Genomic DNA, 25,731 nt, shown 5'->3' on the forward strand with positions numbered 1-25,731 from the left:
GCTTTATGGCTTTATGGCTTTATGGCTTTATGGCTTTATGGCTTTATGGCTTTATGGCTTTATAACCGTATGATTTTATCATTTTATAATTTTCTCACTACTCCCCAATGTCACCTCATCTCCATCTTATATACCTTCTGAGGCCGCCCTTTCGTACCATTCTGGCGGTGATAGAGGACTGCCGCCATTCCGTACCGGACCATACTGTCCAGCATCCTGTTGGCGCTTCTCAGGGTGATATGAAGAATTCCGGCCAAATCCTGGGAGGTAAATTCCACGTCGCCCAAAATTTCATTAGCCTTTAAAATTTTCTGGATTGTCAGTGTCGAAAAACCGGTCTGCTCCGCCAGTTCCAGTATCTGCGGGGATACATCCTCCGAAAAAGTCACCAGCTTCCCTTCTCCGAACAGCCCAATTTTTTTGCGCTCCTCATTGATCAGATAACTGGTATAATCCACCGTATTCTGCGCCTCTTTCATCGCGTAAAGACCATTGGAAACGGCATTTTGCAGGCTGTCGCCCATGCCGTAGCCAATGCATACGCGCAAATCGCTTTTATCTTCTATACTCTTCTTCAGGGTACAGGACTTAAAGCCGCAGGTGATTTTCTCCAGGGCATGATAATTCGTAAATACCTGGATATAGCCTTCTTGCTCCTCAATGATAAAATCGCAGAGATTTTTCTTACTGAATGCCATCAGGCTTCGTCTGACCTTCTCCATATTCTCTTCGTTAAACGGATCCGGGCGGATATCGATCACGGCCGGCCTGTTTTTTTCCAGTTTCCTGATTGTAATGTCATGCATCAGCAATTCATAGCTCTTCAGGATGTCGTCATGATTGCAGTTGATAAAACGGCAGTTCACCCCGGCCTTCAGGATATCCGGCACGATCAGGCTGCGCCTGGACAGGGAATATTTGATCTTTCCGCTCTTCCAGAGTTCGATATGCCTGTTTCTCGTCTCTTCCAGGGTCTTCCACATCTCTTCCGGCTGCATATTATCCATATATTCCTGATTTTTAAGAAACCACTCCTCAAAATTGCCTTTTTTCATCATCTCAATCAGGCTTTTTTCATTTTGAGGGCAGAGATAGTCACAAAAATCAAAATATCCGTACCGGAGTTCAAAATCCTGATACTCAAAAATCGCGCGGTTAATTTCCCTGTAGAAATTGCTGATTCCGCATTCAATGTTCCGGATCGGTTTGTGTTCCGGGTAGGCGCCCTGGATAATTCTCATCGGCGCCGTGCCTCCTGCCAGGAAACCGTCATACTGCTCAGAAATCCTTCGGTAAAGGTCCACGATATGTTCGTATGTATAATATGCATAAACATCCGTCACGCAGGAAAGCTCCATCTGTTTCAGCGCTTTTTTATAAAATGGTTCCAGGTATGGCGTTGTCAGTAACGCAATCTTCATTTTTTCCCTCCGTTCACTGCTATTATTATTCTAGCATAGCATTTCCAAATTGTCTATTTAGGCGGTTTTCGTTGTTTTTAGGTTATTTTAGGACATTTTGTAATTTTTATATAAAATACTCTTGATTTATTACTTTTCTTAGGATATAATTCACCTTATTACAAGACGTCTTTAAATAGCCATAAATATTAATTATTCATTTTGTACAGGAGGATACAACATGCAGCTCATCAGTATTGCCATAACTCTGGCAGTCGTGGTTTTTGTTGCCACGATGATTTTAAAAAAATACAAACCACATGCAATACTTCTAGGCGGCGGCATTGTTCTGCTGCTCTGTGCCCAGTTTCTGGGCATCAACAGCATCATCGCCGACGTAGAAAACAGCACCGGTTTCTGGCTGTTCGACGTTTTTGAATTAATGCGGGTTACCCTGCAGAAGGATGCGGGTTCAACCGGAATGATCATCATGGCCGCAGGAGCATACGCCATGTTCATGAATCATGTGGGCGCCAGCTCCGCCATGGTCAAAATCTGCACCAAACCGCTGAAACATCTGGGTTCACCCTACATCGTGCTCGCCCTTACCTACACCGTAGGACAGTTTCTGAATATTTTTGTACCCAGCGCGGCCGGCCTCAGCGTTTTACTGATGGCCACCGTTTATCCGATTCTGATCGCCCTGGGCGTAAGCCCGCTGTCCGCGGCGGCCGTTATCGCCTCCGCAGCCTGCCTGGATCTGGGCCCCGCTTCCGGCGCTTCCAACATGGCCGCACAGGTGGCCGGTCTGGATCCGATGACATATTTTATCAAGTATCAGGTCCCGATCATGATCGTGGTAATTCCACTGGTCACAATCGCCCATTATGTGGTGCAGAAGTATTTTGACAAAAAGGACGGCTTTGTCGTAGAGAAAAAAGAACTGGTTGAGAAAGAGGATGAGGACGGTGTTCCGAAGTTCTATGCCATCCTCCCCCTGTTCCCGCTCGTCCTGCTGCTTCTCTTCAACGACCTTGTCATAAGTACTTTTAAGATGAACGTAGTCACCGCAATGATGATGGGCGTCTGTCTGACAATCCTGCTGGAAATTATCAGGAAGCCGAAGAACATTTTTGATTCCGTTAAAATCATCGATGTGTTTTTCAATGGAATGGGCAAACAGTTCGCCAGCATCATTACCCTGATTATGGCAGGTGAGGTTTTTGCCGAGGGTCTAAAACGGATGGGGATGATCGACCTGATTATCGAAGGCGCCCAGAATATCGGCTTCGGTCCGATTCCCATGACGATTGTTATGGTGGCGATTATCGTTGTCTCCTCCATTATTATGGGTTCCGGAGCGGCGCCCTTCTATGCCTTCATTGCTTTGGCTCCGACCGTCTCCGAATCCTTCGGCATCCATCCGGTCATTATGTGCCTCGCCATGCAGCTTGCCACGGGCATGGGACGCAATATGTCCCCGATTTCGTCCTGTATGGTGGCAACCGCCGGATGTACCAATGATAAAGTGCTGTCAATTGATCTTGTAAAACGCACCATGATCCCGATGTTGGTGGGCACGGTGGGCCTGATTCTGGGCGATGTGATTTTCTTCTTATAATAAACAGATACGGAAAGGAAAGAAAAAATGATATATTTTGATTATAATGAATACATAGAGCAGTTAAAAGAACTTGTTAACATAGACAGCAGCAGCTATGATCCGGAAGGCACCGATCGGGTTGCCGGTCTGATGGCGGCCAAATATGAGGCTCTGGGCCTCACGGTCACCCAAAAACGGTTTGACGGCCGCGCCGGTTACTGTCTGGAGGTGAGAAATTATCCCGGCATCGAGGAAATCGATGTTTTAATGACCGGACATATGGACACCGTTTTTCCAAAAGGAACCGTTGAAAACCGCCCGTTCGCCATGGATGCTGAAAAAGCATACGGCCCCGGTGTCATTGATATGAAATCAGGTCTGTTAAACATGTACTACATTGTGCGGGAGCTTGTCAAAAACAATACCGGCCTGCGCTTATGCCTTGCTCTTAACAGTGATGAGGAAATTTCCTCCCGCTATTCAAGTCCCTGGATCAGCAATCTGGCGAAAAAGGCGAAATGCGGCCTGGTGTTTGAACCGGCCAGAAAAAACGGCGCCATGGTAAGCGATCGGAAGGGACTCGCCCGTTATAATATTGATTTCAAGGGTATTTATGCGCATGCAGGCGTCAACCCCCAGGACGGCGCCAGTGCAATTCATGAAATGGCGGAGTGGATCACCCGTATCGTTCCGCTGAACGACTATGAAAGCGGCACCAGTCTGAATGTCGGCGTCGTGAGCGGCGGCATGGGTGCAAACACCGTGGCCGATAACGCCCGCTGTGAGATTGACATCCGTTTCTCAACCATCGAGGCATGCCGGAAAATCGAGGCCGCCTTCGATCACCTGAAAGAAACGCCTTTTACCCCCGGCGTCAGGGCCACGGTCACCCGCGTCGGTTTCCGTCCTCCCATGGCATCCACCGAAACCTCCAGGCGAATGATGAAATTCATGGAGGAAGAGGGAGCCGCATGCGGTGTCGACGTCCATTTTGTAAGGACCGGAGGCGGTTCTGACGGCAACTTCATTGCATTCGAGGGCTGTCCCGTCATCGATGCCGTGGGACCGGTCGGGGACGGCGCCCATGGGGATAAGGAAATGATATGGCTCAACACAATCCTGCCCAGAACCGAGATGGTATACCGGACAATGATCCGTCTGGAAAAAGAGGGCTGCTTCAACTGACAGACAAAAACCGGGAAGGATATCTTCTGCGATATCCTTCCCGGTTTTGACTATTGCTTTTGACTATTGCTCTACCATATAGATTCTACTTTTCTTGCTCTTACAATTATAATATCGGGAATTTCTTTACTCCCAAAACATTCCTCATAAAAACCATCAATCACAAATCCATTTTTAAAACAGAGATGAAAGATATCCTGCAGGGAACGGTGATAATAGCATTGCTCCCGTGGCTGTCCTTTGATTGCTTCACCGTAATAACCGTGCGGAGTCATATATTGTTCCGTCAGTGTAACAAAACAGGGATGCTGGGTGGCAAAAACAAAAATGCCGTTTTCGGAAATCATCCGATTGACACAGTGAAACAGTTCTGTAACCTCCGGAATATCCATAATTGCCATATTGGAAACCGCCTTGGTAAATGGTTTCTGCCGTTTCAGCGCCATCAGACTGCTTTCACTCGATGCATCTGCAACACAAAATTCAATCTTATCGCAGAAACGCGCCTGCCGTTTTTTTGCCAGCTCAATCATTTTGGGCGAGTAGTCAAAGGCTACGACACTTACCCCGCGTTCCGCCAGATATGCGGAATAATTCCCATTTCCACAGGCTATATCTAAAATAAAATCATCCGGCTGAATCTCCAGCAGCTCATTCACTTTGGGCCGCACTGTTTTTCTGTGAAACTCATTCGAATTGTCTCCCATCGCGGTGTCCCAAAATTCTGCATTTGCTTCCCATGCCTTCAGGCTGTCTTCCAGTGTGTATTTCATCCTTATTTACCTCAAATCCCGTTTTGCTTCAGTATAACACAGATAAAACCGGAAATGAAACACTAAACGGGAGGGGTATCTTTTCAGATATCCCTCCCAGTTTCACATGCTCCTGCCACTCTATTCCCAACTGAAATCATATACATTATAGAATGACCACGGGCTGACGACAACGCCTTTCAGTCCCTTTTTAATTGCAATATTGTTAAATCCGCTCACCGTTGGGATAACCGGCACATCTTCGCTGAGTTTGATGAGCAGTTTTTCATAGATTGCGGCCCTGTCGTCCTCGTTAAGGGTGATGCGGGCCTCTTCCAGATACTGATCAGCCAGCGGATCGGCGTACTTGCTGAAGTTCTGGACTTCAATCTGAGCGGAATGGATGGTCGGATACAATGTTTCATCGACCGTCGGGGCCGTATAGGTGCCGCTGCCTACAATCAGGTTGGCCTCGCCGTTTAAGCAGGCTGCCTCATAGGCGGAACGCTCCATCTGGGAGATTTTCAGCTCTATGCCGATTTCAGCCAGGGAGTTCTGGAGAATCTGGGCAAATTTGGAATCCTGCGGGGAATAAAGGATAGCCGTAAGCGGCTCGCTTCCGTCGATTCCCTCCGCTGCCAGCAGCGTCTTTGCCTTTTCCAGATCGTAAGGATATTTTACCACCTTATCGGTATATCCCAGGTAATTTTCCGTCACAAAGGTATCCATAATCATGCCGTTGCCGTCAAGAATTCCGTCCAGCATTGCTTCTTTATCGATTGCATAGCAGAGGGCCTGACGTGCTTTTACGTTGTCAAACGGCGGCTTTTCCGTATTGACCTGGATAAAGGAAAGACCGAAGGTCGGTCCCTGCAGCATTTCCAGCTTCTCATTTTCCTCGATACGTTTTACGCTGGACTGCTGCACCAGAATATAGGTATCGATGTCCCCCGCCTCCAGGCTCAGAATCGCCGAGTTCGGATCCGTGATCACGCGGTACTGTAAATTCTTAATCGGCGCCGCTCCCAGATGGTAATTCTCATTTGCCACCATTGTAAGCAGTTCGCCGCGCTTCCAGTCAACCACCTTGTATGGCCCGGTCGTTACCGGATTGTTGAAAAATTCACTTTCTCCCTGAGCCTCATATGCCGTCTTGCTGAAAATACCAGCCGTCGGAAGAGCCATGGAGAATAAAAATTCCGGGTACGGTCCGTCCAGCGTCACTTTAACATGACTGTCATCCACTTTATCAACTGCCGTCACGCGGGCAAAGCTCGGCACTGCCAGCGGTTTTGTCATACCTCTCTGAAGAGAGAATACCACATCGTCCACGGTCATATCGCTGCCGTCGGAAAATTTGACCCCCTGCTTAATCTGGAAAACGTATTCCGTTCCGTCATCGGAAATTTCCCATGACTCGGCCAGACACGGCCTTATCTCATATGTCTCATTGTCCATTCTGAGAAGCGGATCATAGAGAACCGTGTTAACGCGCATTCCGTTTCCGTCCAGGTTATTATGTGTGTCAAGGTTGGGCGTATCCCCCGGCTGGCCCATTATAATTGTGTCCTTTGCAGTCCCCTCTTTCACCGCTGCCTCACCGCTGCCCGTTTTTGCCTGGCATCCTGCCAGAGATAATGCCATTGCCGCTGCCAAAACGATTGAAATAGCTTTTTTCATGTCCCTCTCCTTTTCCTGTCACTGTCTCAGTATTGCTTATTAAATTTTCCAGGTTCCCCGTTCCATCAGCACCACGGAGGTTCCATTACCATCCTCGGCCGTCACTTTAAGTTCTTCCGAGCCTATCATGAAATCCACATGAATGCTGCACTGGTTCAGCCCTGCATTTTCCAGCTCCTCCTCCGTCATCGACGAAGCCCCCGGCACACCGCTGGTAAGCGCACGTCCCAGAGCCATATGGCATACCGCGTTCTCATCCAGAATGGTATTATAGTAAATCGTCCCGGTCTGATAAATAGGGGAAGTGACTGCAACCAGAGCCGTTTCCCCAAAATAGCGGGAGCCCTCGTCGGTCTCCAATATCCCCTTTAATGCCTCCAGTCCCGAATCCGCTCCATATTCGACCACTCTTCCGTCTTTGATTACAAGCCGCATCCCCTCAATCAGGGAACCGTTATAATTTAGCGGCATTGTCGCTGCCACCGTTCCGTTGATCCGGTGTTTATGAGGCGCTGCAAACAGTTCTTCCGTAGGAATGTTGGGAATGTATTCCCTCCCCGTCCTCTTGTTCATATCACAGCCGCCGGTCCAGCCGGAATTTTCCGCCAGCTCCACGGTCAGTTCCGTGCCCGGGCCCTCGAACCTGAGTTTTCTGAGGTTCATCGCATCCAGAGCCGTCTTTTTCTCCTGCAGACCGCGCTTATGCTCCTGCCAGGCCTGTACCGGGTCTTCCCTGTCCAGGCGCAGGATCGGGATCAGGGCCTCCCACAGCTTTTGAACCGCTTCCTCTCCCTTTAATCCGGGATATACCGTCTCCGCCCATCCGACGGACGGCAGAGAGCTCTTGACCCAGGTGACTCCCTTTGCCGACCTGGCCTTATTGTAACGGTCCCCCGACCTGGCCCGGAGTTTCCGGACCGACGCCAGCTTTTCCGTCAGCACAGAATCTGCGGCGCCAAATACGGGCGGAAGTAAATCCAGGATCGCCACGCCCTGTTCCGCATAACTGCACATGTAATCCGTCACCCACTCCGGATAGTAATCCAGATATTCTTCCCGCGAATGGAGACACCGCTGCCGGTCTTCCTCCGGATCCACATAATCGCAGCGCACATAGGCTGCGCCCGCCTCATAAGCAGTCTCCGTCACCGTTCTGACAAATTCGCAGTCCCATGGAGCCGCATTGATCACAAGCACTTCCCCCGGCTGCAAATCCAGGGCCGCCCGGATCAATACCCCGGCATATTTTCTGTAATAATCTGTATACAGAATGCTTCCCCCTCTCTTCTCCCGTAGGTTCAGACAGAAAACCTACAGTGTTTCCTCACTGTCTCGTATTATACATACGTGCATGTTTGCATTTTAACATTTCAGTCTTTATTTGTCAATTATTTTCATTCAATATCACAAGTAAACTGTATACATCATTATTTTTCTATATATTTACATGCTTTTTCTGTTTTTTTGTCTTTATATCCGGCCGTTCGTCTTTTAAAGGCAGTTCCGTTTAATAGAAACTCTGAACGCATGGAGATGAAAATGGACACAAAAATGAGAGCGGACGCAAAAAAAGAACGGACGCAAAAAGAGGCATTGTTCACCCAAACAATGCCTCTTTTTATCTATGATCAATTACACTATGTAATTATTTAATCCACGATATTCAGTTTTTAACAGCAGCGCGCCTGCCTGTCCATTCAAATCCCGTTATAACCGCCTCATAACCGGTTATTTCTATATGATTTTACTCTATGTTTTAAGCTCCGGTAAAATACTGGCGCATAATCTCCCCGATGATCTTCATCTCATCGCCATTGAGATTCTTCATCCAGTCCTTGTCGTCCCGGTCTTTTTCCTTGCTCGCCGCTATCTGATCCAGGCTGTGCTTCAGATAGTCGATATCCCTGCGGACGGTATTGTCGCCCTCCCGGTTTCTGGACGGACCTTCGTTATCGCTGTCCCGCATCATACTGTCCCTGTTTCTGCCGCGCAGCGGTACGGTGTCGGCCCTGGATGCGGAGGGCTTGTCCACGGCGGAGTTCTCTTCCTCCTCCGGACGCAGATCATCATCTTTCATATTGCGCACCGTCCTGAGCAGTTCCTCCGCCTTGGAGTTCCTGCCTCTTATATTTCTCGGAGACAGCTGGCGGGGTTCTTCCTCTCTTACCAGACCGTCTTTGATTTCATTTTCACGTGTCAGCCGTTCTCTGCTCTGCGCCGTGGCAGCCGCACGGACCTGTCCGGCCGTCTCTCTGGCCGAGTTATCTCTGGCTGCTCTCACAAATACGGAATTATCCACATATTCCAGTAAAACCGTCTCCAGCTTCTGCTGCTTTCCCGTAATATTAAAACTGCTGTCCATAAATGTAAGTAACAGGCCGCCCAGCGCACCCATTGCCGCATACAGTACAATATAGTAGGAATCCAGTCTGTACCAGTAGGACATAAAGGAACCGGCTCCACCGGCCAAAAGGCCCAGGATCGTCATCTGTAAAGACAGATTGTTCCATGTTTCCAGGGAAATGTGCATAAACTTAAACCCATACAGCTGCTTGTCCAGATACGCCTGGGTATTGACGATATTCTGATTTAAACGGTACGCATTCTCCAACTTCTGCTTCAGTACTTTCAGATTCTTGTTCTTGGTCATTGCCATGTTATCAGTTTCTTTTAATAATCTTTTGTAGAGGCTCCGTGTGATTAATTTACTGACGATTCCTATAATTCCGATCGCCGCAAGCACGGTCAATGCTTTTCCGGTTTGTAATAATTCCAGCATAAAAAGCTCCCCTTTCTTCTCCAGATTGTTCCAGATGACATTTATTATAGCCGCCAGTTCCTGGTTTGGGAAGATGAGAATGGCATAAATCGATCGTCAAATATAGCCACAATTCGATTATTAAGTTAAGAAACCCAGGCCTTATCCCGTTTATAGAAGGCCGGAAAGCGCTGCATATTGCGGGCTAAACTACGCTCTGGACACCATTTCAAGCAGAAGCCGTACCGAATGCCGGATTGCCTGCGCCTCGAATACGGGGTAATCCATTCCTGCGCTGTCGTCGGCTTTATCGGAGATTGCCCTGATTACAAGATACGGAATCTGATTGAGATAGGCCGCCTGCGCGATAGCCGCTCCCTCCATCTCCGTACAGCTTGCGTCAAATGTCTCGATCAGCCATTTCTTCTTATCTTTATCCGAAATAAACTGATCCCCGCTCACAACGCGGCCCTTAAACGCCTGAATATCGGGATTCACTTCCCGGTTACACTGAAGCGCCAGTTCAATCAGTCCCTCATCCGCCTTAAATGCAAAGGTATCGACTCTGGGAATCTGTCCCTTCTTATAACCAAAGCCGCTGGCATCCATATCGTGCTGCACCGCATCGGTGGAAAGTACGATATCGCCGATATTGATCTCGTTCCTCAGGGAACCCGCAATCCCGGTGTTGACAATCGCGTCAACATGGAAGCGGTCGGCCAGAATCTGGCTGCACATGCCCGCATTGACCTTGCCGATACCGGAGCGGACCACTACCGCGTCCTTCCCGTTCAGTTTTCCTTCATAAAAATCCATGCCGGCCACGGTTGTGATCGCGACATCCGTCATCTCTTCTTTGATTTTAGCAACTTCCTCATCCATTGCGCCAATAATTCCAAACATTACAATTCCTCCATCTCGTTCTTATTTACTCCGGTTTTGTACCACAATCTTCATTATATAAGCGCCTGCTTTGTCACAGACGTCTTGTCCTTCGCATATCTGATCATTATAATGTATTTTTACAATCTTGACAATTCCTTTAGCGCGGGGCTATAATCAATTGTTACCGTTCACAACGGATGTATTCGGATGTATTCCGCAAAACGTGCGGCCGAACACGGGGCGAACCATAACACTGATGCGGAGAAACGGATTTTAAAACCGTTCCTTGCTGCACAAACCGGGTTTTTCATTCAATTATGGAAAGATGCCCGCAGAATGCAACCAGGCCTTAGTTATAATCGTAATATACATAATTTCATGCGGCTTTGCATGATTCAGAACGTAAATCGAGCGCGATAGCAACGCGTATTACAGAACATGACTGTGTCTGTTTTGACAGTCTGCAAACACAATATATGGAGGTTAATCAATTATGAATTTTAAAACGCAGGGAGTCTGTTCCCGTGAAATCAGTTTCGATGTGGAAAATAACAAGCTTAAAAATGTACATTTTATCGGCGGATGTTCCGGTAATACCCAGGGTGTGGCCCGTCTCGTGGAAGGCATGGATATCGACGATGTAATTGCCCGCACAGAGGGTATCAACTGTGGATTCCGCCCTACTTCCTGCCCGGATCAGCTCGCCAGGGCATTAAAGCAGTATAAAGCCGAACAGGCCGGACGGTAATCGTTCGTCATAGGGCTGTAAATAATAATATTTTATAGACTCATAATACATTTTCTTCCGTCGGAGACTCGTATTCACAAAGTGAATATGATATAATGGGGATACCTGATACGGCATCGCAAGGACGTATTTTCTTCTGCGACTGCGTTTGGCGGGGCACCCGGCTGGGTATTACCGGGGGAGAATCCGCGGGATTTGTACTCAGTAATTATTATCATATTTGAAGGGAGAAGTAAGAATGAACGATAAGACAATGTTTAAACTGACTTATGGCCTGTTTGTACTGACGGCCAGACAGGATGAGAAGGACAATGGATGTATTATTAATACGGCAGGCCAGGTAACGGCTGTTCCCAACCGAATCAGCGTTGCTGTAAATAAAGCCAACTATACACATGACATGATCAAAGCCACCGGGAAATTCAACGTTTCCATATTAAGTGAGGAAGCTAAATTTTCCACGTTCCAGAGATTCGGATTCCAGTCCGGAAAAGATGTGAACAAGTTTGAAGGTTACGATCAGGTAAAACGCAGTGAGAACGGAATCTATTATGTGACCGAAGGAACCAACGGATTTATCTCCGCCACCGTGGAAAACACCATGGACCTCGGAAGCCACACACTGTTTATCGCCGCTGTCGATGACATGGACGTTCTCAGCGAAGTTCCTTCCACAACCTATAACTTCTATCAGAGTAATATTAAACCAAAACCAGCCGCACCCGCTGTAAAGACAGGAAAGACCATCTGGCGCTGCCGGATCTGCGGATATGAGTATGAGGGTGAAGAGCTTCCGGCCGACTTCGTTTGTCCGATCTGTAAGCATCCTGCATCCGATTTTGAGAAAGTGATTGTTTAAAACCGTATCAATATAACAATGAAGTCCTCCGTATTCAGTCCCGGCTAATGCGGAGGATTTTTCTCTTTCTGCCGGTTGTCCCTCTTCTGTTCCGCTCCCGCCTCATCCACACCGTCCGAATCCGCGCCGCCGTCCGCCCGTTCCCCTGTTTGATCCAGTTCTTTCATTTTAAAACACAGTTCCATAAAATCTTTTGCCGGTTTGTTCAGAAATTTATTCTGATGATAAACGATATAAAATTCCCGTTTCAGGTTCACCCCATTTACATAAAACTGCATGACTTTCCCTGACTTAAGGTATTCTTTTGCCGCCTGATAGGAGATGGCCGCGATTCCCAGGTTCTTTTCGACCGCCTTCAGAATCGCCTGGTAACTTACGCTCTGCCATGCCGTGTGAAACTGTATCTTATTCATCTGAAGCAGATCGTTCAGGAGCTTGCGTTCAAAGGAATCTTTTTCCCTCATAATAAAACTGCAGTCGGCCAGCCGTTTCATTTCCACCGCCTGTCCGGCCCACGGATGCTCCGCCGCACAGATAAAAACAAGGGAATTATCCATGAAAAGCTCACTTTTAATAAAATGGTTGAACACCGGCCCTTCAATGAGGGCAAAATCCAGCTTGCTGTTTAAGATAAGCTGTTCAATCTTCGCGGAATTGTCAACGGTCACCTCAATCTCAATGTCGGGATATATTCCCTTAAAGGCCTTCACACATTGGGGAAGGAAGCTGTTGCCGATCGTCACATTACTTCCGATTCTTAAGGAGCCAAGGCAGTCCCAGTTCTTTATTTCAAATTCCATCTCATCAAACAGAATCACAATCTGTCTCGAATACTCCAGAAAGCGCCGTCCCGCCTCCGTTATCCTGAGCCGGTTGGAAATACGGTCAAATAATTTCTGCCCGTAATAGTGTTCCAGCTCCGCGATGGCAAAACTGACCGCAGGCTGCGCAATATAAAGTTCCCTGGCCGCCGCAGTCGTGCTTCCGGTGTCGCAGACCGCTATGAATATCTTAATGTGTCTCAAAGTCATAAAATCTCCCCGATCCTTCAGGCTTTCTAAATGCCGGTCCCCATACTGTTAGATGCATATCCTGATTCTATCATATTTCCTCACCAAATTAGTATACGGATTCCATATAGTCTGTATACTTTTATATTATTTTACATATAGTCCGTCAAGATATACAATATTTCCATAATTCAACACCTTCGGGAAGGAGACACTTATGGATATCCTGAATCTGGCTTCTGAAGCAGAAAACTATATCATCGGACAGCGCCGGTATTTTCACCGTTTTCCCGAACCGGCCTGGGAAGAGGTGAAGACAACACTGGCAATTGAAAAACAACTGAAAGAGATCGGTCTGGAACCGATCCGATTTGACGATATTTCGGGCGTTTATGCCTATATTCACGGCAAAAAAGCCGGTAAAGACGCTAAAACCATTCTGCTCCGGGCAGATATAGACGGCGTTTCCGTGCAGGAGAAGACCGGCCTCGATTTTACAAGCGAGAATACTGGTATGATGCACGCCTGCGGACGTGACTGCCACATCGCAATGCTGCTCGGAGCCGCAAAGCTCTTAAAGGGACTTGAGGATTCACTGACGGGCCATGTAAAACTCTTTTTCCAGGCCGCCGAGGAGAGCGCCCGCGCCTCCCAGGAATATATCAGGCGCGGGTTCCTGCAGGACGTGGATGCCATCTGTGCCGCCCATGTATACGGCGGACTGGAGGCTCCGTTTATCGATATTTCCCCGGGATACAGAATGGCCAGCGCCGACAAGTTTGATATTGAGGTAACGGGCCTTGCCGCACATGGGAGCCTCCCTCATACCGGGAAGGATGCCATTGTCGCCGCGGCGGCTATTATAAACGGCCTCCAGACCTGCGTCTCCAGGGATAACAATCCTCTGAACCCCCTCGTCATCAATATCGGCACTATCCACGGCGGGACACAGCGCAATATCATCGCCGGTAAGGTAAAAATGGAAGGCACGGTCCGGATGCACTCCGCCGAGAAGAGGAAACAGCTTGAAAAAACGCTGGAAAAAATAGTGACGGACACCGCAAAGGCCCTGGGCTGCGAGGCAAAACTGTCTTATCAGTACATGCTGCCCCCTCTGTATAATTCTCCCGAACTGAGCGTCATTGCCAATAAGGCGCTTCACAAACTTTTTGGCGGTGAGATCAGAAAAGACGTGCCCCCAATGATGGCCAGCGAGGACTTTGCCTGTCTGACGGAACACATTCCGGGCCTTTATATCAATATAGGATGCGCCAATAAACGGCTCGGATACACGGAAAATAACTACAGCAGCCGTTTTATGGTGGATGAAAGTATTCTTAAGAACGGAACCGCCCTCTGCACGCAGATAGCGGTGGATTACCTGGGCGGCGGGTTACCCGAGTGAATGACCGGCTGAAACTACAAGGAGGAAAAAGGATGGCCAGAAGACTAAAGTATTTTAATGAAGTTCAGATAATGAGAAACAACATGGAGCAGGTGAAGGACAATAACGGAGCCGTCCGGGTGGAACCGGAGGAAATCACCGTCGGAGGAAGCGGAACCTTTACCGTAACCTATACGGTTGGGGATGAGCCTATCTATATCGGCGGTGTGCTGCGCTTTACCATTCCGTTCGGCTTTACAAAGCCCCAGATTGCCATGCCCATCTATCCGGGCTACACCACGGCCGCCGTATCGCGGAAGAATGCTTCGGTTAAAACCTTTATCGTGGAAAATGACTGGTGGAAAAGAGGCCCCGACCGCTCCAAGACGGAGAATGTCTCCGAACACGTCGGCTCCCATGTCTGGGTCAGGGTGCTGGGCCATGCACTTACAAAAGGGGATCAGGTGGTTCTCACCTACGGCGACACCTCTTACACCCCTCAGGCCGCCGCCCGGTACTGCCGCACCACCGGACCGGTCCAGTTTGATGTGGCAACCGACCAGAGAGGAACGCTGGAGGCTCCCTACAGCGGCTATTATCTGACCTCGGATTCTCCCACCGTAATGGTGCATCCCGAAGCGGCCTCCTTTTTTGAGGTGTACATCCCATCCGACCTGCAGGCGGGAACAGAGGCCGAGTGTACCGTCGCAGCCATAGATTCATACCGCAATCTGGCCGAACACCATACCGGAGAGCTGAGATGCCGCCTTGAAGATACGGTTATTTATGAAGGGGATTTTGAACCGGATGACTGCGGCATTAAAAAGATAAAATTCACTCCGGATAGAGAGGGCGCCCTGAGGGTATACGCGGAAAACCGGGACGGGAGCCTGTTGGGAGAAAGTAATCCCGGGATCTGTTCTGTACAGGCGGGTAACTGTAAGGTAAACGTACTGTCAGGCGCCCCGGCAAATGAGCCCGCGGGCGGACAGACGAACGGACAGGCCGACAGACCGGCAAATGCTCAGGCGGACGGACAGACGAATGAGCCGGGAAACAGGCCGCTCCGTCATTTCTGGGGGGATATGCACGGACACACAGGAATCCAGTGGGGCCGCGGAAGCGGCCGCTCCTATTATGAGTACGCGAGAGAAGCGGCTGCCGTTGATTTCTGTGCGCTGACCGACCCCGATTCCGGCAGATACACGAACAACAACAAAACCGCCCATCTTTCTCTGAGCTGCTACATGACGGACGCACAGTGGAAAGAGATTCAGGAAATTAATAAGGCATTTTATGAGGAAGGACATTTTGTCCCGATTCTGGGCTATGAGTATCATAACGATGCCCCCAACCCGGAGTTCGGAGGCGACCGCAATGTCTACTATGAGTCATATGACGAGCCAATCCGCCGCTGTGTCGACGAGGGGAGCTACTGCCCGGAAGAACTCTGGGCGCAGCTTAAGAACCAGAATGTCAGGGCAATCACGATTCCGCATCATACCGCCAAGAAGGTGATGCTGGGAAGTTTTGAAATCCACGATGAGGAAATTCAGCGTCTGGTGGAAATCTATTCCTGCTGGGGCAGCTCGGAAGGGGAAGGATGTGAGCGGCCGATCATCGGCGGTTCCGTCTATGAAAACCACTCCGTCCAGTATGCCCTCAGCAAGGGCTACCGTCTCGGCTTTGTGACCGGCAGCGATACGCACGCGGGTAATCCGGGCTATTCCCACTGGGTATTTTCATCCGAACTGATGAGCTACCGGGGAGGCCTGACCTGCATCATGGCGGACCGTCTCGACCGGCACAGCCTGTTTGACGCACTGTGGAACCGGAGAGTCTACGCCACGACGGGTGAGCGCATTATTCTTGATTTTACGGTAAACGGAGCCATGATGGGGCAGGAAATCAACCTGTCGGAAAATCCGGTCCGCACTCTGTCGGTCCGGGTGACAGGAACCGCCGACATCGAATCCGTTGAGATTATTTCAATGGGACATACCGTTTACAGAAAAGAAGGGAGTGGAAGAGAAATCGAATTTAGCTGGCAGGATGGGAACCTGCCCGAAGCCGGATGGCTTTACTATTACGTTCGAGTATACCAGAAAGATAAGGCCATTGCCTGGTCAAGTCCAATCTGGGTAAGTTGATAAGGGGGAAATACAATGGAAAGTGAGAAAAGGAAAAGAACAAGTCAGAAAGAAGAAAGAAAAGAGTTACCTGCGTCCAGGTCGTTAATCATCTTATTAGTGTCCCTGGGAATCCTGTTGTACTGTGTTGCCATCTTAAAGGCAAATCCCGGCGTCAGCCTGATTCTTTCGGCGCTGTCGGCCGTCTATCTGGGCATGGCCTTCGGCTGTCCCTGGAAACAGTTTGAAAATGACATTGGAGACACGTTTAAAACCATGTTCATGGGAATGCTGATCATGATGTTCGTAGGAATTCTCATTGGTTCCTGGATGATCTCCGGCACCGTTCCGCTAATGATGTATTACGGCCTCAAACTGCTCCCGGCTCCCATTTTTCTGGTTGCCAGTTGTCTTCTCTGCTGCCTGATGTCACTGATGACCGGAACCTCATGGGGTACGATGGGAACGGTAGGCGTAGCGCTGATCGGTGTGGCCGAGGGCCTTGGGATCCCGGTGGCTTATGCGGCCGGTTCCATCGTGGTGGGCGCCATCTTCGGGGACAAGCTCTCTCCGCTTTCGGACACGACGATTATGGCTCCCTACGTCTCGGGCGTAGACATTATCGACCATATAAAGTCCATGCTCTATACGACCATCCCCTGCCTGATTATCTCCCTGATCCTCTATGCGGTGCTGGGGATGAAGTTCCAGGGCGGTCACATTGACAGTGAAGCTTATACTCAGATTTTAACGACACTGCAGGGTACTTTTACCTTAAATCCAATCCTTTTGCTCCCTCCGGTCGTCGTGCTGGTCCTCATCTTCCTGAGGAAACCGACGATTCCCGTCTTCGGAATCGGAATTCTCCTTGCGGCGATACTTGCCGTCACCGTACAGGGGAAGGGAATCAAGGAAGTGCTGACCGCCCTCACAAGCGGGCTCGGCATGTCAACCGGAGTTGCCCTGGTGGACTCGATGATTAACCGCGGCGGCCTCCTGAGCATGATGCCGTCGGTAGCCCTGATTATCGGAGCGGCAGTGTTCAGCTCCGCCCTGAAGGCCGCCAATGTATTCCAGATGTTCCTCGACGCCATCCAGAAATACGCCACCGGACGCAAATCGCTGCTGGGCTTCAGCTACCTCCTTCACCTGATCCTGGCATCCTTCACCGGCGTATACCTGGTAACCTTTTCCATCGTCGGACCGATACTGGGGCCGATGTTTGATAAATACGACCTGCACAGAAAGAACCTCTCCCGGATGCTGGAAGACACCGGAACCGCGTTCTCCCCGATCGTGCCATGGAGCAATATCTCCATCTTCATACTGGGCACATTGGGCGTCAGCTCCTTCCAGTACGTTTTATATGCGCCGATTACCTATCTGGGGGTTGTATTTGCGGCTATCTACATATTTACGGGATTCGGGATATTTAACAGTAAGGGGGAGATGCTGATTAAGGAGAGAAAATGACGGCCTGTATGGGGCGGCATGATCGGCAGCGGTGGGAACTTCTCTTAAAAATGCGGTATCTGCGTGTTCGATTTCCCTCTACCTGCAGAGTAGGCGGTTTGTTTTTACTGTGACACAAAGAGATTAGCCGGATAGCATACCGTTTGCTATCCGGCCATTTTGCTTTGCTTATTTGGTAGCAGGGAGCCATTCAGACACCACTGAATTCAATCTTTTTCTTTTGGAAGTACGCAGATGTCTTTTCAAAAGTCAATTGTTGGTTGATAGCCCGAGCATCTTCGTAGCTGTCGCCACTTGTTTCCTTTATCATGTTCAGAATTGCCGCTTGTGATTATCAGTTAGCCCCTCGTTAATAATTTTGCTAATAATTATTAGCAAGCAATAATCAGTAAGATATCAATAGAAACTTTTGTTGTATTTTCAAAAGTTCACCCCTATCACTTTTCCTCCTCACCGATGTTCTCCCCTGCCTGGACACAGGAATGCGCCTGTCGTTTATCTGATTACCTCTTTTCCTTTTTTCCTGAGCACCACGCCGTTTCTTCTTCCGGTGTGTTTTCCCTTTTCAACGGCCAGCTCGCCGCCGACAATAACATATTCAATTCCCTCCGGATACTGTACCGGATCGACGAAGGTTCCCTTATCGATGACCGTCTCCGGATTGAAGATACAGAGATCGGCCTGACAGCCCTCCTTCACCTCTCCCCTGCCTGTCATGTTGAAGGTCGTAGCGGGTTTCTTCGTCATCTTATAAACGGCTTCCTCCAGCGTCAGGGCTTTTTCTTCCCTCACGTATTTTCCGAGGATTCTCGGGAATGCGCCGTATACACGCGGATGCGGTTTCCCGCCTAACAGGCCGTCGGTGCATGCGTTCATCTCGGGACGTTTCATAATGCGGATTACGTGCTCCTCGGTCCCGTAGAAATCCACCATGCCCACGGCATTTTCCTCTTCATAGAGGAGGTCGAAGGTGGCGTCATACGGATCTTTCCCCCTCAGCGTTCCGAGTTCAACCAGGTTAAGGCCGATGGCGTCTTTGTTCTTATCCGTCTTAACACTGGTAACAAAGATTTGATCCAGGCCCGCAAATTCCACGAAGTTATCCCAGCCCGGGATGCCGTGTTCGATATCGTAGACCATCTTTTTTCTCAGCTCCGGATCCGCCAGACGCTCCAACACCTTGTCTGTTCCGCCGTCGTGCACCCACGGCGGGAGAATAACTCCCAGCATCGTGCTGCCCGCCACATAAGGATACTGGTCGAAGGATACGCGGATTCCCTCTTTTTTGGCTTCTTCCAGAAGTTCAATCACCTTGTCGACTTTATCCCAGTTCTTCTTTCCGCAGACCTTAAAATGGGAATAGTGGATTTTCACGCCGGACTCGCGGCCGATTTTAATAACCTCTTCCATGGAGTCCAGGATTGTGTCCGCCTCGCTTCTCTGGTGAATGACGAAAAGTCCGTCGTACTCCGCAACCACCTTGCACATCTCGATTATTTCCTTAGACTCGGAATAAGCGCACGGCATGTAAATGAGTCCTGTGGAAAGTCCTACGGCTCCCGCCTCCATTTCCCGTCTGGTGATGGCGCACATTTTTTCAAGCTCCTCATCGTTTGGAAGACGGTTCTCAAGGCCCATGGCCTCCATTCTGATATTGCCGTGAGGCACGAGATAACATTCATTGAGCCCCGGTTTCACCTCGTCAATCATCTTCAGATAATTTTCCGTTGTCTCATAATTCCAGTCAATCTGGTCACTGTCTCCGTCCAGGCCGGCCAGGTTCTTTCTCCAGGGGCTGATGTACTCCTTGGGAAGCGGGGCCATGGAAATTCCATCCTGTCCCAGGATTTCCGTTGTAATACCCTGCATGACCTTGGGGGCAACCTCAGGTTCTACCAGCACCCGGAGGTCACTGTGGCTGTGAGTATCAATAAAGCCCGGAGCCACGACAAGCCCCTCCGCGTCAATCACCTGCGCCCCTTCGGCCCCAGCCGACGCTGCGTCGATTGTCGGCGCTATTTTCTCAATTATTCCATCATTTAATAAAACATCCGCTTTATATCCCGGATTTCCGCTTCCGTCAGCGATGAATCCGTTCTTAATCAGTTTTTTCACTGTTCTCACCTCTGTTTTTTCATGGTTTCCATCATCTAATCCTGGAATGGGATATCCTGTCCTAATTTCTGGTCATATTTCTTCAGGGTAAAATTCTTCATCAGCACCACATAAATTACCACGCTGATGGCAAGGCCTGCAAAGAAGGAGTAGTCTCCCGCCAGCAGTGACAGGCCGAAGGAAAGGATCATGGTTACCACCGAACTCATATTGAAACCGCTTGTATAATGGTACTGTCCGCCTACATTGTAAAGGTCGTCCACGTTAATTGTACATTTACGTACCAGGAAATAGTCTGCCAGCATGATACCGATAATCGGCCCTAAAAGTGTCGAGAAATTCGACTGGATTACGACCAGAAAGTCTCCGCCCTGCTGTTTCCACGGCATCATCAGAAGACCGATCACGCCCGAGATAATTGTTGTCATCCAGAATTTCATTTTCGGGAAAATATTCAGCAGGATATATGCCGGAGGCATCAGGTTGGCCGCCGTATTGGTTGACCACTGTGCAAATGCAATGGCAATGAAACAGAACACAAGCACCAGCATATTGTTGGAGAACAGGCTGTAAACCACGTTGTTTAAATCCCACTCATGTGTGTAGATACCTGCCGCCATGCCAACCATCATGGCGATGATTCCGACTGCCATAAGGCCGACAAGCTGTCCCACGATGGCATTCTTGTTACGTTTTATAAGCCCTTCATTCTTATAGTTGTCACTGCGTCTGATCTGTCTTGCAAGGTCGGGGCCGTTAAGCGCCATGGTAATCCATCCGCCTGCGATACCGGAAATGGCAAATGCCATGGAATAGTTGCCCGCCGCTTTGACACCCATGATATCGGGGATGGACACCCCGTATTTGTTACATACGGTGACTACGATGGCGGCAAACATGATGCCCAGCATCGGAACCGCGATCCAGTCGAATTTAGCCATGGCCTCCATGCCGAAGAGGGCATTGACAATCTGGAATGCAGCAAAGAGAATCAGCATCAGGGTAACATTGTTAAAGGACGGGAACATGATTCCCATTATCATGTTGAGAGCGTTTGCCCCTACCCATGTCTGGAATCCGAACCAGTAAAAACAAGGGACACACCGGACAAGTCCCGCAAAGAAGGAACCCTTGTATCCAAATGCGGCTCTGCTGTATACGGCAAACGGAACGCCGTATTTTGTTCCGATATCTCCGGCCAGAACGGTCAGAACCGTAACAAGGCCGTAGCCGAGGAAAACTACCAGGACCAGCATCCAGGGGGAGAGCCCGTCTCCACCGTTGAAATACTGTGCGCCTAAACTGAATGCTACAATATTAATCGTCATACCTGCCCAAAGAATCGTATAATCCCACAGGGACAGGGTTCTCTCGCTGTCTTTTGTCGGGAGCAGTTCCGGGCTCCTTAAACTCTGTGACTTTTCGTTCTGCATAAGAAAATAACCTCCACCCATTATTGTTTTAGTTCAGACCGTATCGTTCCAGGTAAGCAGGATTTATCTTTCTCTTAATAAATTCTCCTTTGCCCTTTTCCCCTTTAAATTCCCCATTCTCAACAATGACTCTGCCCTTTGCAATCGTCATTACCGGGTAGCCCTTTACCTTAAATCCTTCATGGAGGCAGTAGCTGATGTTATTGTGAAGCACATCTTTGGAGAGCGTAACCTCCTTGTCCATGTCCACCAGGACAAGATCCGCGTCGGATCCCGGTGCGATAACTCCCTTCTGCGGATAGCAGCCGTAAACCTTCGCAATGTTGGTGCTCGTCAGTTCACAGACTTTATTAATGGAAATGCGTCCCTTGGACACACCCTCGGAGAGCATCAGCGGAAGTCTGATTTCAATGCCGCTCATACCGTTTACAACCTTTGTGAAATCCTGTTTCCAGGTTCCGTCCGGATTTTTTTCAAGGAACAGGGATTTTTCATCCACATCAAAGGTACAGTCGTCGGAACCGGTCAGCAGAATGGTGCCGTCCTTTAATCCCTCCCATAACTCCTCTGCCTCTTTTGGTGTGCGCAGAGGCGGGGAACAGATGGCCAGATGGCCGTTCTCGCCTTTGTAAAGATCATCAAACAGGGTCAGGTAGTGAGGTCCCGTTTCCACGTAAAGCGGAAGTCCCTTGCCATGGGCTCTTCTGGCGGTGCCCAGAGCTTCTCCATTGGTTGTATGTACAACCAGCAGTGCATTTCCTACATACTCCTGAAAATAGACGGCCCGGGCAAAGGCCTCGGCCTCGCAGAGCACCGGTTTGCATTTCGCAAAATTTACCCAGCTTAAGTCGTTTTCCGCCATGCACTTTTCAATGTTGGTCTCGGCAATCGCATTGCTCTCACAGTGGACCATCGGAAGGCCGTTTACGGATTTTGCCTTTTCAAATACTTTAAGCATTGTCTCGTCGTCACTCATGACGCCTTCTTTTTTATAGGTCATGAACATTTTAAAGGTCGGAATTCCGTAGTCGGCCATCTTTTCAATATCGGCAATCGCCTCCGGCGTGGATTCCACAAACTTGCCGTGGACGCTGTAGTCAATGGCGGACTCCTTCATCTCATCGGCCCTTGCAAGCGCCTGTGTATACGGAGAATCGCCTTTTCCCATGTTGGCAAAATCCATATACATCGTCACGCCGCCGTATGCGGCGCTGACACTCTGCTCATAGAAACTGTTGGCGCCAAGGCAGCCCTGGAACGGTGCCTGGCAGTGCATGTGCGCCTCAATGACGCCGGGCAGGACGTATTTTCCTTCTGCGTCAATCACCCGTTTTCCTTCGGACTCATCATATGTTCCAAGGCCGGCAACCGTTTTTCCGTTGACGGCGATATCGCATTTTACTGTGGATGACGGAGATACTACATAACCATTTTTGATAATCAAATCATACATAAAATAACCCTCCTCAATACTCTTCACCTCTGCCTCAAAACTGCAGATTGTACTTTTATTTTAAAAGCGCTTCCATAACCCCATAGTAGCACTCTGTTACTTTTGTAAGCTGTTCAAGTTCAACGTACTCGTTCAGTGTATGGGCCAGATTTTCTTTGGACGGCCCGAGGCCAAATGTTTTAATGCCCGCCTCACCGGCGTAGTGGCTGCCGTTCGTGCAGAAATTGTACTGTGTGATTTCAGGGGTAAATCCCTTTTCCTGCAGCTTTTTATAGACATCCTGAACAAACTCGTCGTCCTTGTCATATAACCAGCCCGGGAAGAACCGCTCGCCCTCGATCTCATTGCCCGTATGGCACTTTTCTTTCCCCAGTGCATAGGAGGCCTTTGCCTTTAACTGCGGGTCTTCCGCCATCAGTTTATCAAGCAGTTCATTGATGGGGGCCAGGACGCTCTCTTTCGTCTCGCCTACGAGAAGACGTCTGTCGTAGGTTGCGCGGCAGTACTCCGGTACTACGGATGCCCCGGGATACGGCGCGGATTTGATATCCGTCAGTTCCAGAATTCCGTCGCCCAATACCGGGTGGTGGGTCGGTGTAAGAGTGCGGATTGCCTCGATGACCTTTGCCATCTTATAGACTGCGTTAATTCCCTTTTCCGGATTGGCCGAATGACACGGTTTTCCGAAGGTTTCAACCACAATCTCGGCTCTTCCCCTCTGTCCGATCTTCAGATTAAGCTCGGACGCCTCACCGATTACTACGTAATCCGGCCGGACGTTTTTACTGATTTCCCTGGCGGCGACGCCCTCAAAACACTCCTCGTGCACCACGCCCGCCACGTATATTTCTCCGGCAAAATCTTTGTCCGTATCCTTCGCGTAACTGGAGGCCGCGCATGTCATTGCCGCCACGGCGCCCTTCATATCGCTGGTTCCTCTGCCGTAAATCTTTCCGTCATGGATTTCCGCTGCAAACGGGGGATGAACCCACTCTGTTTCCTCGGTAACGGGTACCGTATCAATGTGGCCGTCAAATAATATCTTCTTGCCCGGTCTTTTTCCTTTGATGCAGCCGATGATATTGCCGTACTTATCCACCGTCACCTCGTCAAATCCCATCTGCTTCATGTTCTCCGAAAGTACGCTCACCACGCCGCTCTCCTCACCGGAATAACTCTTCTGCTGAACCAGTTTCTGACACAGTGAAATGACCTGCTCTTCTCTCTCTTTATCCATTATCCTGTCCTCCTGCTTTGAATTCTGTTATTGCTTTTGAATGCCGTTATTGGCTTTGAGTACCATTATCGCCTTTGAATGCCGTTATTGCCTTTGAGTACCGTTATTGCCTTTGAATACCATTATTGCCTTTGAATACCGTTATTACCTTTAACAACTGCTACTGACTTTGATTGCCGATACTGTTATGTGTCTTACTTTCTGGGGTATGCTCCGTCCCAGACGATTGATTTATAATTCTCTTTATCCGTATCCCCCTCCGTACTGAAGAATAACACTCTGGAATTCTCATCCAGTTTCAGCTTCGTCCTCAGTTCTGCAAGTGAAGGATCCCTCATAATCTCTGCTACACAGCCAAAAGCGGATGCGCCGCTCTCTCCCGATATCACCTTTGCGTCTCCGGCCTCCGGGTTTCCAAGAAGTCTCATGCCCTGTGCCGCCGTGTAATCGGGGCACGAAATAAAGTTGTCGGCGTAATCTCTCAGGACGTTCCAGCCGATGCTGCACGGTTCTCCGCAGGCCAGCCCCGCCATGATGGTATCCATATCTCCCGTCACAAAATGGAGGGTTCCGTCCGCCGCTTCCGCCGTCCTGAAAATACAGTCGGCCTTATTTGGCTCAACAATTGTGATAATAGGCCTATCCTCGCCGTAAGCCGATGCAAAAAATCCTGCCACCGCCCCGGCCATGGAGCCAACTCCGGCCTGTAAAAAAATGTGGGTTGGTTTTTCGGGAAGCTGTGTGTATGCCTCATATCCCATCGTTCCGTATCCCTGCATAATCCAGCCGGGAATATCCTCATATCCTTCCCATGCCGTATCCTGGACCATTACCCAGCCCTTCTGATCCGCCTGCGTGTTGGCAAGGCGTACCGCTTCGTCATAGTTTAAGTCGGTTATGGATGCGTCTGCGCCCTCCGCCCTGATATTCATCAGGCGTTCCTCCGCGCTGCCCTTCGGCATGTATACAACGGATTTCTGCTGTAACTGTTTTGCGGTCCAGGCAACTCCACGGCCATGGTTGCCGTCTGTCGCCGTCACAAATGTGATGTCGCCCAGTTCTTTTCTGACCTCTTCGGAAATCAGTTTATCATATGGCATTTCAGTAATGCTCTTGCCCAGGCGTTTCGCCAGGTAATTGCCGATGGCGTAGCTGCCGCCCAATACCTTAAATGCATTCAGCCCGAACCGGTAAGATTCGTCCTTAACATATATGCTGCCAAGCCCCATCGCTTTTGCCGTATTCTTCAGTTCTACCAGGGGTGTCTCTCTATATACCGGAAAGCTCGCATGGAAACTTCGTACTTTCTTTGCACTCTCAAGATTCAGGAAATTCAGGTTAAACTTTGGGCCTGCTTTGCGCTCATATTGAACAACTTTAAATTCCTCTCTCATTACATTTCTCTCCTTTGGGTTTATTCACTTTTATTTAAAGCAAACTGCGTGCCAACTTTTACACCAAATCATAACTTTTCCTCCCCTTTCTCTTTACATTTGTGCATAATATCTAAAACTATATTTGAATAATCCACTAAATACGTTGGCCGTTTAGTGAATTTTATCATAAATAAAAACGCACCAAAATCTCGGAATTGATTTTAATGCGTTTTTAATCTATTTCTTTCTTT

Annotated in this window: 19 protein-coding genes; 7 read left to right on the forward strand and 12 right to left on the reverse strand. The window is 49.2% G+C overall.

The window, feature by feature from the left end; all coding sequences use genetic code 11:
- Positions 1 to 110: 110 nt before the first annotated feature.
- Positions 111 to 1,421, reverse strand: a complete 1,311-nt coding sequence (locus QZT18_RS08100) for a hypothetical protein (protein WP_294146414.1) — start codon at positions 1,419 to 1,421, stop codon at positions 111 to 113.
- A gap of 220 nt (positions 1,422 to 1,641) precedes the next feature.
- On the opposite strand from QZT18_RS08100, the gene dcuC reads away from it, so the two are divergent.
- Both dcuC and QZT18_RS08110 read left to right on the forward strand, forming a co-directional pair.
- The gene (dcuC, locus tag QZT18_RS08105; RefSeq protein ID WP_294146418.1) at positions 1,642 to 3,021 is read left to right on the forward strand and encodes a C4-dicarboxylate transporter DcuC; all 1,380 of its coding nucleotides are present in this window, start codon (positions 1,642 to 1,644) and stop codon (positions 3,019 to 3,021) included.
- Between the two features lie 27 nt (positions 3,022 to 3,048).
- Positions 3,049 to 4,188, forward strand: coding sequence for a M20 family metallopeptidase (locus QZT18_RS08110; RefSeq protein WP_294146420.1), 1,140 nt, complete (start codon positions 3,049 to 3,051; stop codon positions 4,186 to 4,188).
- A 71-nt stretch (positions 4,189 to 4,259) separates the two neighbouring features.
- Here the strand turns inward: QZT18_RS08110 and QZT18_RS08115 are convergent, their stop codons facing one another.
- The 5 genes from QZT18_RS08115 to QZT18_RS08135 all read right to left on the reverse strand — a co-directional run bounded on the left by QZT18_RS08115 (position 4,260) and on the right by QZT18_RS08135 (position 10,281).
- The gene (locus QZT18_RS08115; protein WP_294146422.1) at positions 4,260 to 4,961 is read right to left on the reverse strand and encodes a class I SAM-dependent methyltransferase; all 702 of its coding nucleotides are present in this window, start codon (positions 4,959 to 4,961) and stop codon (positions 4,260 to 4,262) included.
- Between the two features lie 120 nt (positions 4,962 to 5,081).
- Positions 5,082 to 6,620, reverse strand: coding sequence for an ABC transporter substrate-binding protein (locus tag QZT18_RS08120; RefSeq protein ID WP_294146424.1), 1,539 nt, complete (start codon positions 6,618 to 6,620; stop codon positions 5,082 to 5,084).
- 39 nt (positions 6,621 to 6,659) lie between these two features.
- Positions 6,660 to 7,922: an aminopeptidase gene (locus QZT18_RS08125; protein ID WP_366925826.1), complete on the reverse strand. Its 1,263-nt coding sequence runs from the start codon at positions 7,920 to 7,922 to the stop codon at positions 6,660 to 6,662.
- A gap of 454 nt (positions 7,923 to 8,376) precedes the next feature.
- Positions 8,377 to 9,399 carry a hypothetical protein gene (locus QZT18_RS08130; RefSeq protein ID WP_294146426.1) on the reverse strand — a complete coding sequence of 341 codons (1,023 nt, stop codon included), beginning with the start codon at positions 9,397 to 9,399 and terminating at the stop codon, positions 8,377 to 8,379.
- A gap of 189 nt (positions 9,400 to 9,588) precedes the next feature.
- On the reverse strand, positions 9,589 to 10,281 hold the full coding sequence (locus QZT18_RS08135; RefSeq protein WP_294146428.1) for a 5'-methylthioadenosine/adenosylhomocysteine nucleosidase: 693 nt from the start codon (positions 10,279 to 10,281) through the stop codon (positions 9,589 to 9,591).
- Positions 10,282 to 10,756: 475 nt separating this feature from the next.
- Between QZT18_RS08135 and QZT18_RS08140 the strand changes: the two genes are divergently transcribed.
- Entirely contained in the window at positions 10,757 to 11,011 is a 255-nt protein-coding gene (locus QZT18_RS08140; protein ID WP_294146430.1) for a TIGR03905 family TSCPD domain-containing protein, read from the forward strand.
- 238 nt (positions 11,012 to 11,249) lie between these two features.
- Positions 11,250 to 11,870: a flavin reductase gene (locus tag QZT18_RS08145; protein WP_125141422.1), complete on the forward strand. Its 621-nt coding sequence runs from the start codon at positions 11,250 to 11,252 to the stop codon at positions 11,868 to 11,870.
- 44 nt (positions 11,871 to 11,914) lie between these two features.
- On the opposite strand, the gene QZT18_RS08150 is transcribed toward QZT18_RS08145, so the two are convergent.
- Complete coding sequence (locus QZT18_RS08150; protein ID WP_294146433.1) at positions 11,915 to 12,901, reverse strand: LysR family transcriptional regulator; 987 nt, start codon at positions 12,899 to 12,901, stop codon at positions 11,915 to 11,917.
- A 196-nt stretch (positions 12,902 to 13,097) separates the two neighbouring features.
- On the opposite strand from QZT18_RS08150, the gene QZT18_RS08155 reads away from it, so the two are divergent.
- The 3 genes from QZT18_RS08155 to nhaC are packed head-to-tail and all read left to right on the forward strand — an operon-like array spanning position 13,098 to position 17,866.
- Positions 13,098 to 14,285, forward strand: a complete 1,188-nt coding sequence (locus QZT18_RS08155; RefSeq protein ID WP_294146438.1) for an amidohydrolase — start codon at positions 13,098 to 13,100, stop codon at positions 14,283 to 14,285.
- 32 nt (positions 14,286 to 14,317) lie between these two features.
- A complete protein-coding gene (locus QZT18_RS08160) occupies positions 14,318 to 16,414 on the forward strand; it encodes a DUF3604 domain-containing protein (protein ID WP_294146442.1) in 2,097 nt (698 codons plus the stop codon).
- A gap of 15 nt (positions 16,415 to 16,429) precedes the next feature.
- On the forward strand, positions 16,430 to 17,866 hold the full coding sequence (nhaC, locus tag QZT18_RS08165; protein WP_294146448.1) for a Na+/H+ antiporter NhaC: 1,437 nt from the start codon (positions 16,430 to 16,432) through the stop codon (positions 17,864 to 17,866).
- Between the two features lie 495 nt (positions 17,867 to 18,361).
- Here nhaC and QZT18_RS08170 read toward each other — a convergent pair whose 3' ends face one another.
- The 5 genes from QZT18_RS08170 to dpaL all read right to left on the reverse strand — a co-directional run bounded on the left by QZT18_RS08170 (position 18,362) and on the right by dpaL (position 25,498).
- On the reverse strand, positions 18,362 to 19,981 hold the full coding sequence (locus QZT18_RS08170; RefSeq protein WP_294146454.1) for an amidohydrolase family protein: 1,620 nt from the start codon (positions 19,979 to 19,981) through the stop codon (positions 18,362 to 18,364).
- A 35-nt stretch (positions 19,982 to 20,016) separates the two neighbouring features.
- The gene (locus QZT18_RS08175) at positions 20,017 to 21,414 is read right to left on the reverse strand and encodes a cytosine permease (protein ID WP_294146472.1); all 1,398 of its coding nucleotides are present in this window, start codon (positions 21,412 to 21,414) and stop codon (positions 20,017 to 20,019) included.
- A gap of 28 nt (positions 21,415 to 21,442) precedes the next feature.
- On the reverse strand, positions 21,443 to 22,867 hold the full coding sequence (hydA, locus tag QZT18_RS08180; RefSeq protein ID WP_294146474.1) for a dihydropyrimidinase: 1,425 nt from the start codon (positions 22,865 to 22,867) through the stop codon (positions 21,443 to 21,445).
- 55 nt (positions 22,868 to 22,922) lie between these two features.
- Positions 22,923 to 24,107 carry a YgeY family selenium metabolism-linked hydrolase gene (locus tag QZT18_RS08185; RefSeq protein ID WP_366925827.1) on the reverse strand — a complete coding sequence of 395 codons (1,185 nt, stop codon included), beginning with the start codon at positions 24,105 to 24,107 and terminating at the stop codon, positions 22,923 to 22,925.
- A gap of 191 nt (positions 24,108 to 24,298) precedes the next feature.
- Positions 24,299 to 25,498, reverse strand: a complete 1,200-nt coding sequence (gene dpaL, locus QZT18_RS08190; RefSeq protein WP_294146478.1) for a diaminopropionate ammonia-lyase — start codon at positions 25,496 to 25,498, stop codon at positions 24,299 to 24,301.
- Positions 25,499 to 25,731: the final 233 nt, after the last annotated feature.

This window comes from uncultured Clostridium sp. (assembly GCF_900547735.1).
Taxonomy (GTDB): Bacteria; Bacillota; Clostridia; order Lachnospirales; family Lachnospiraceae; genus Otoolea.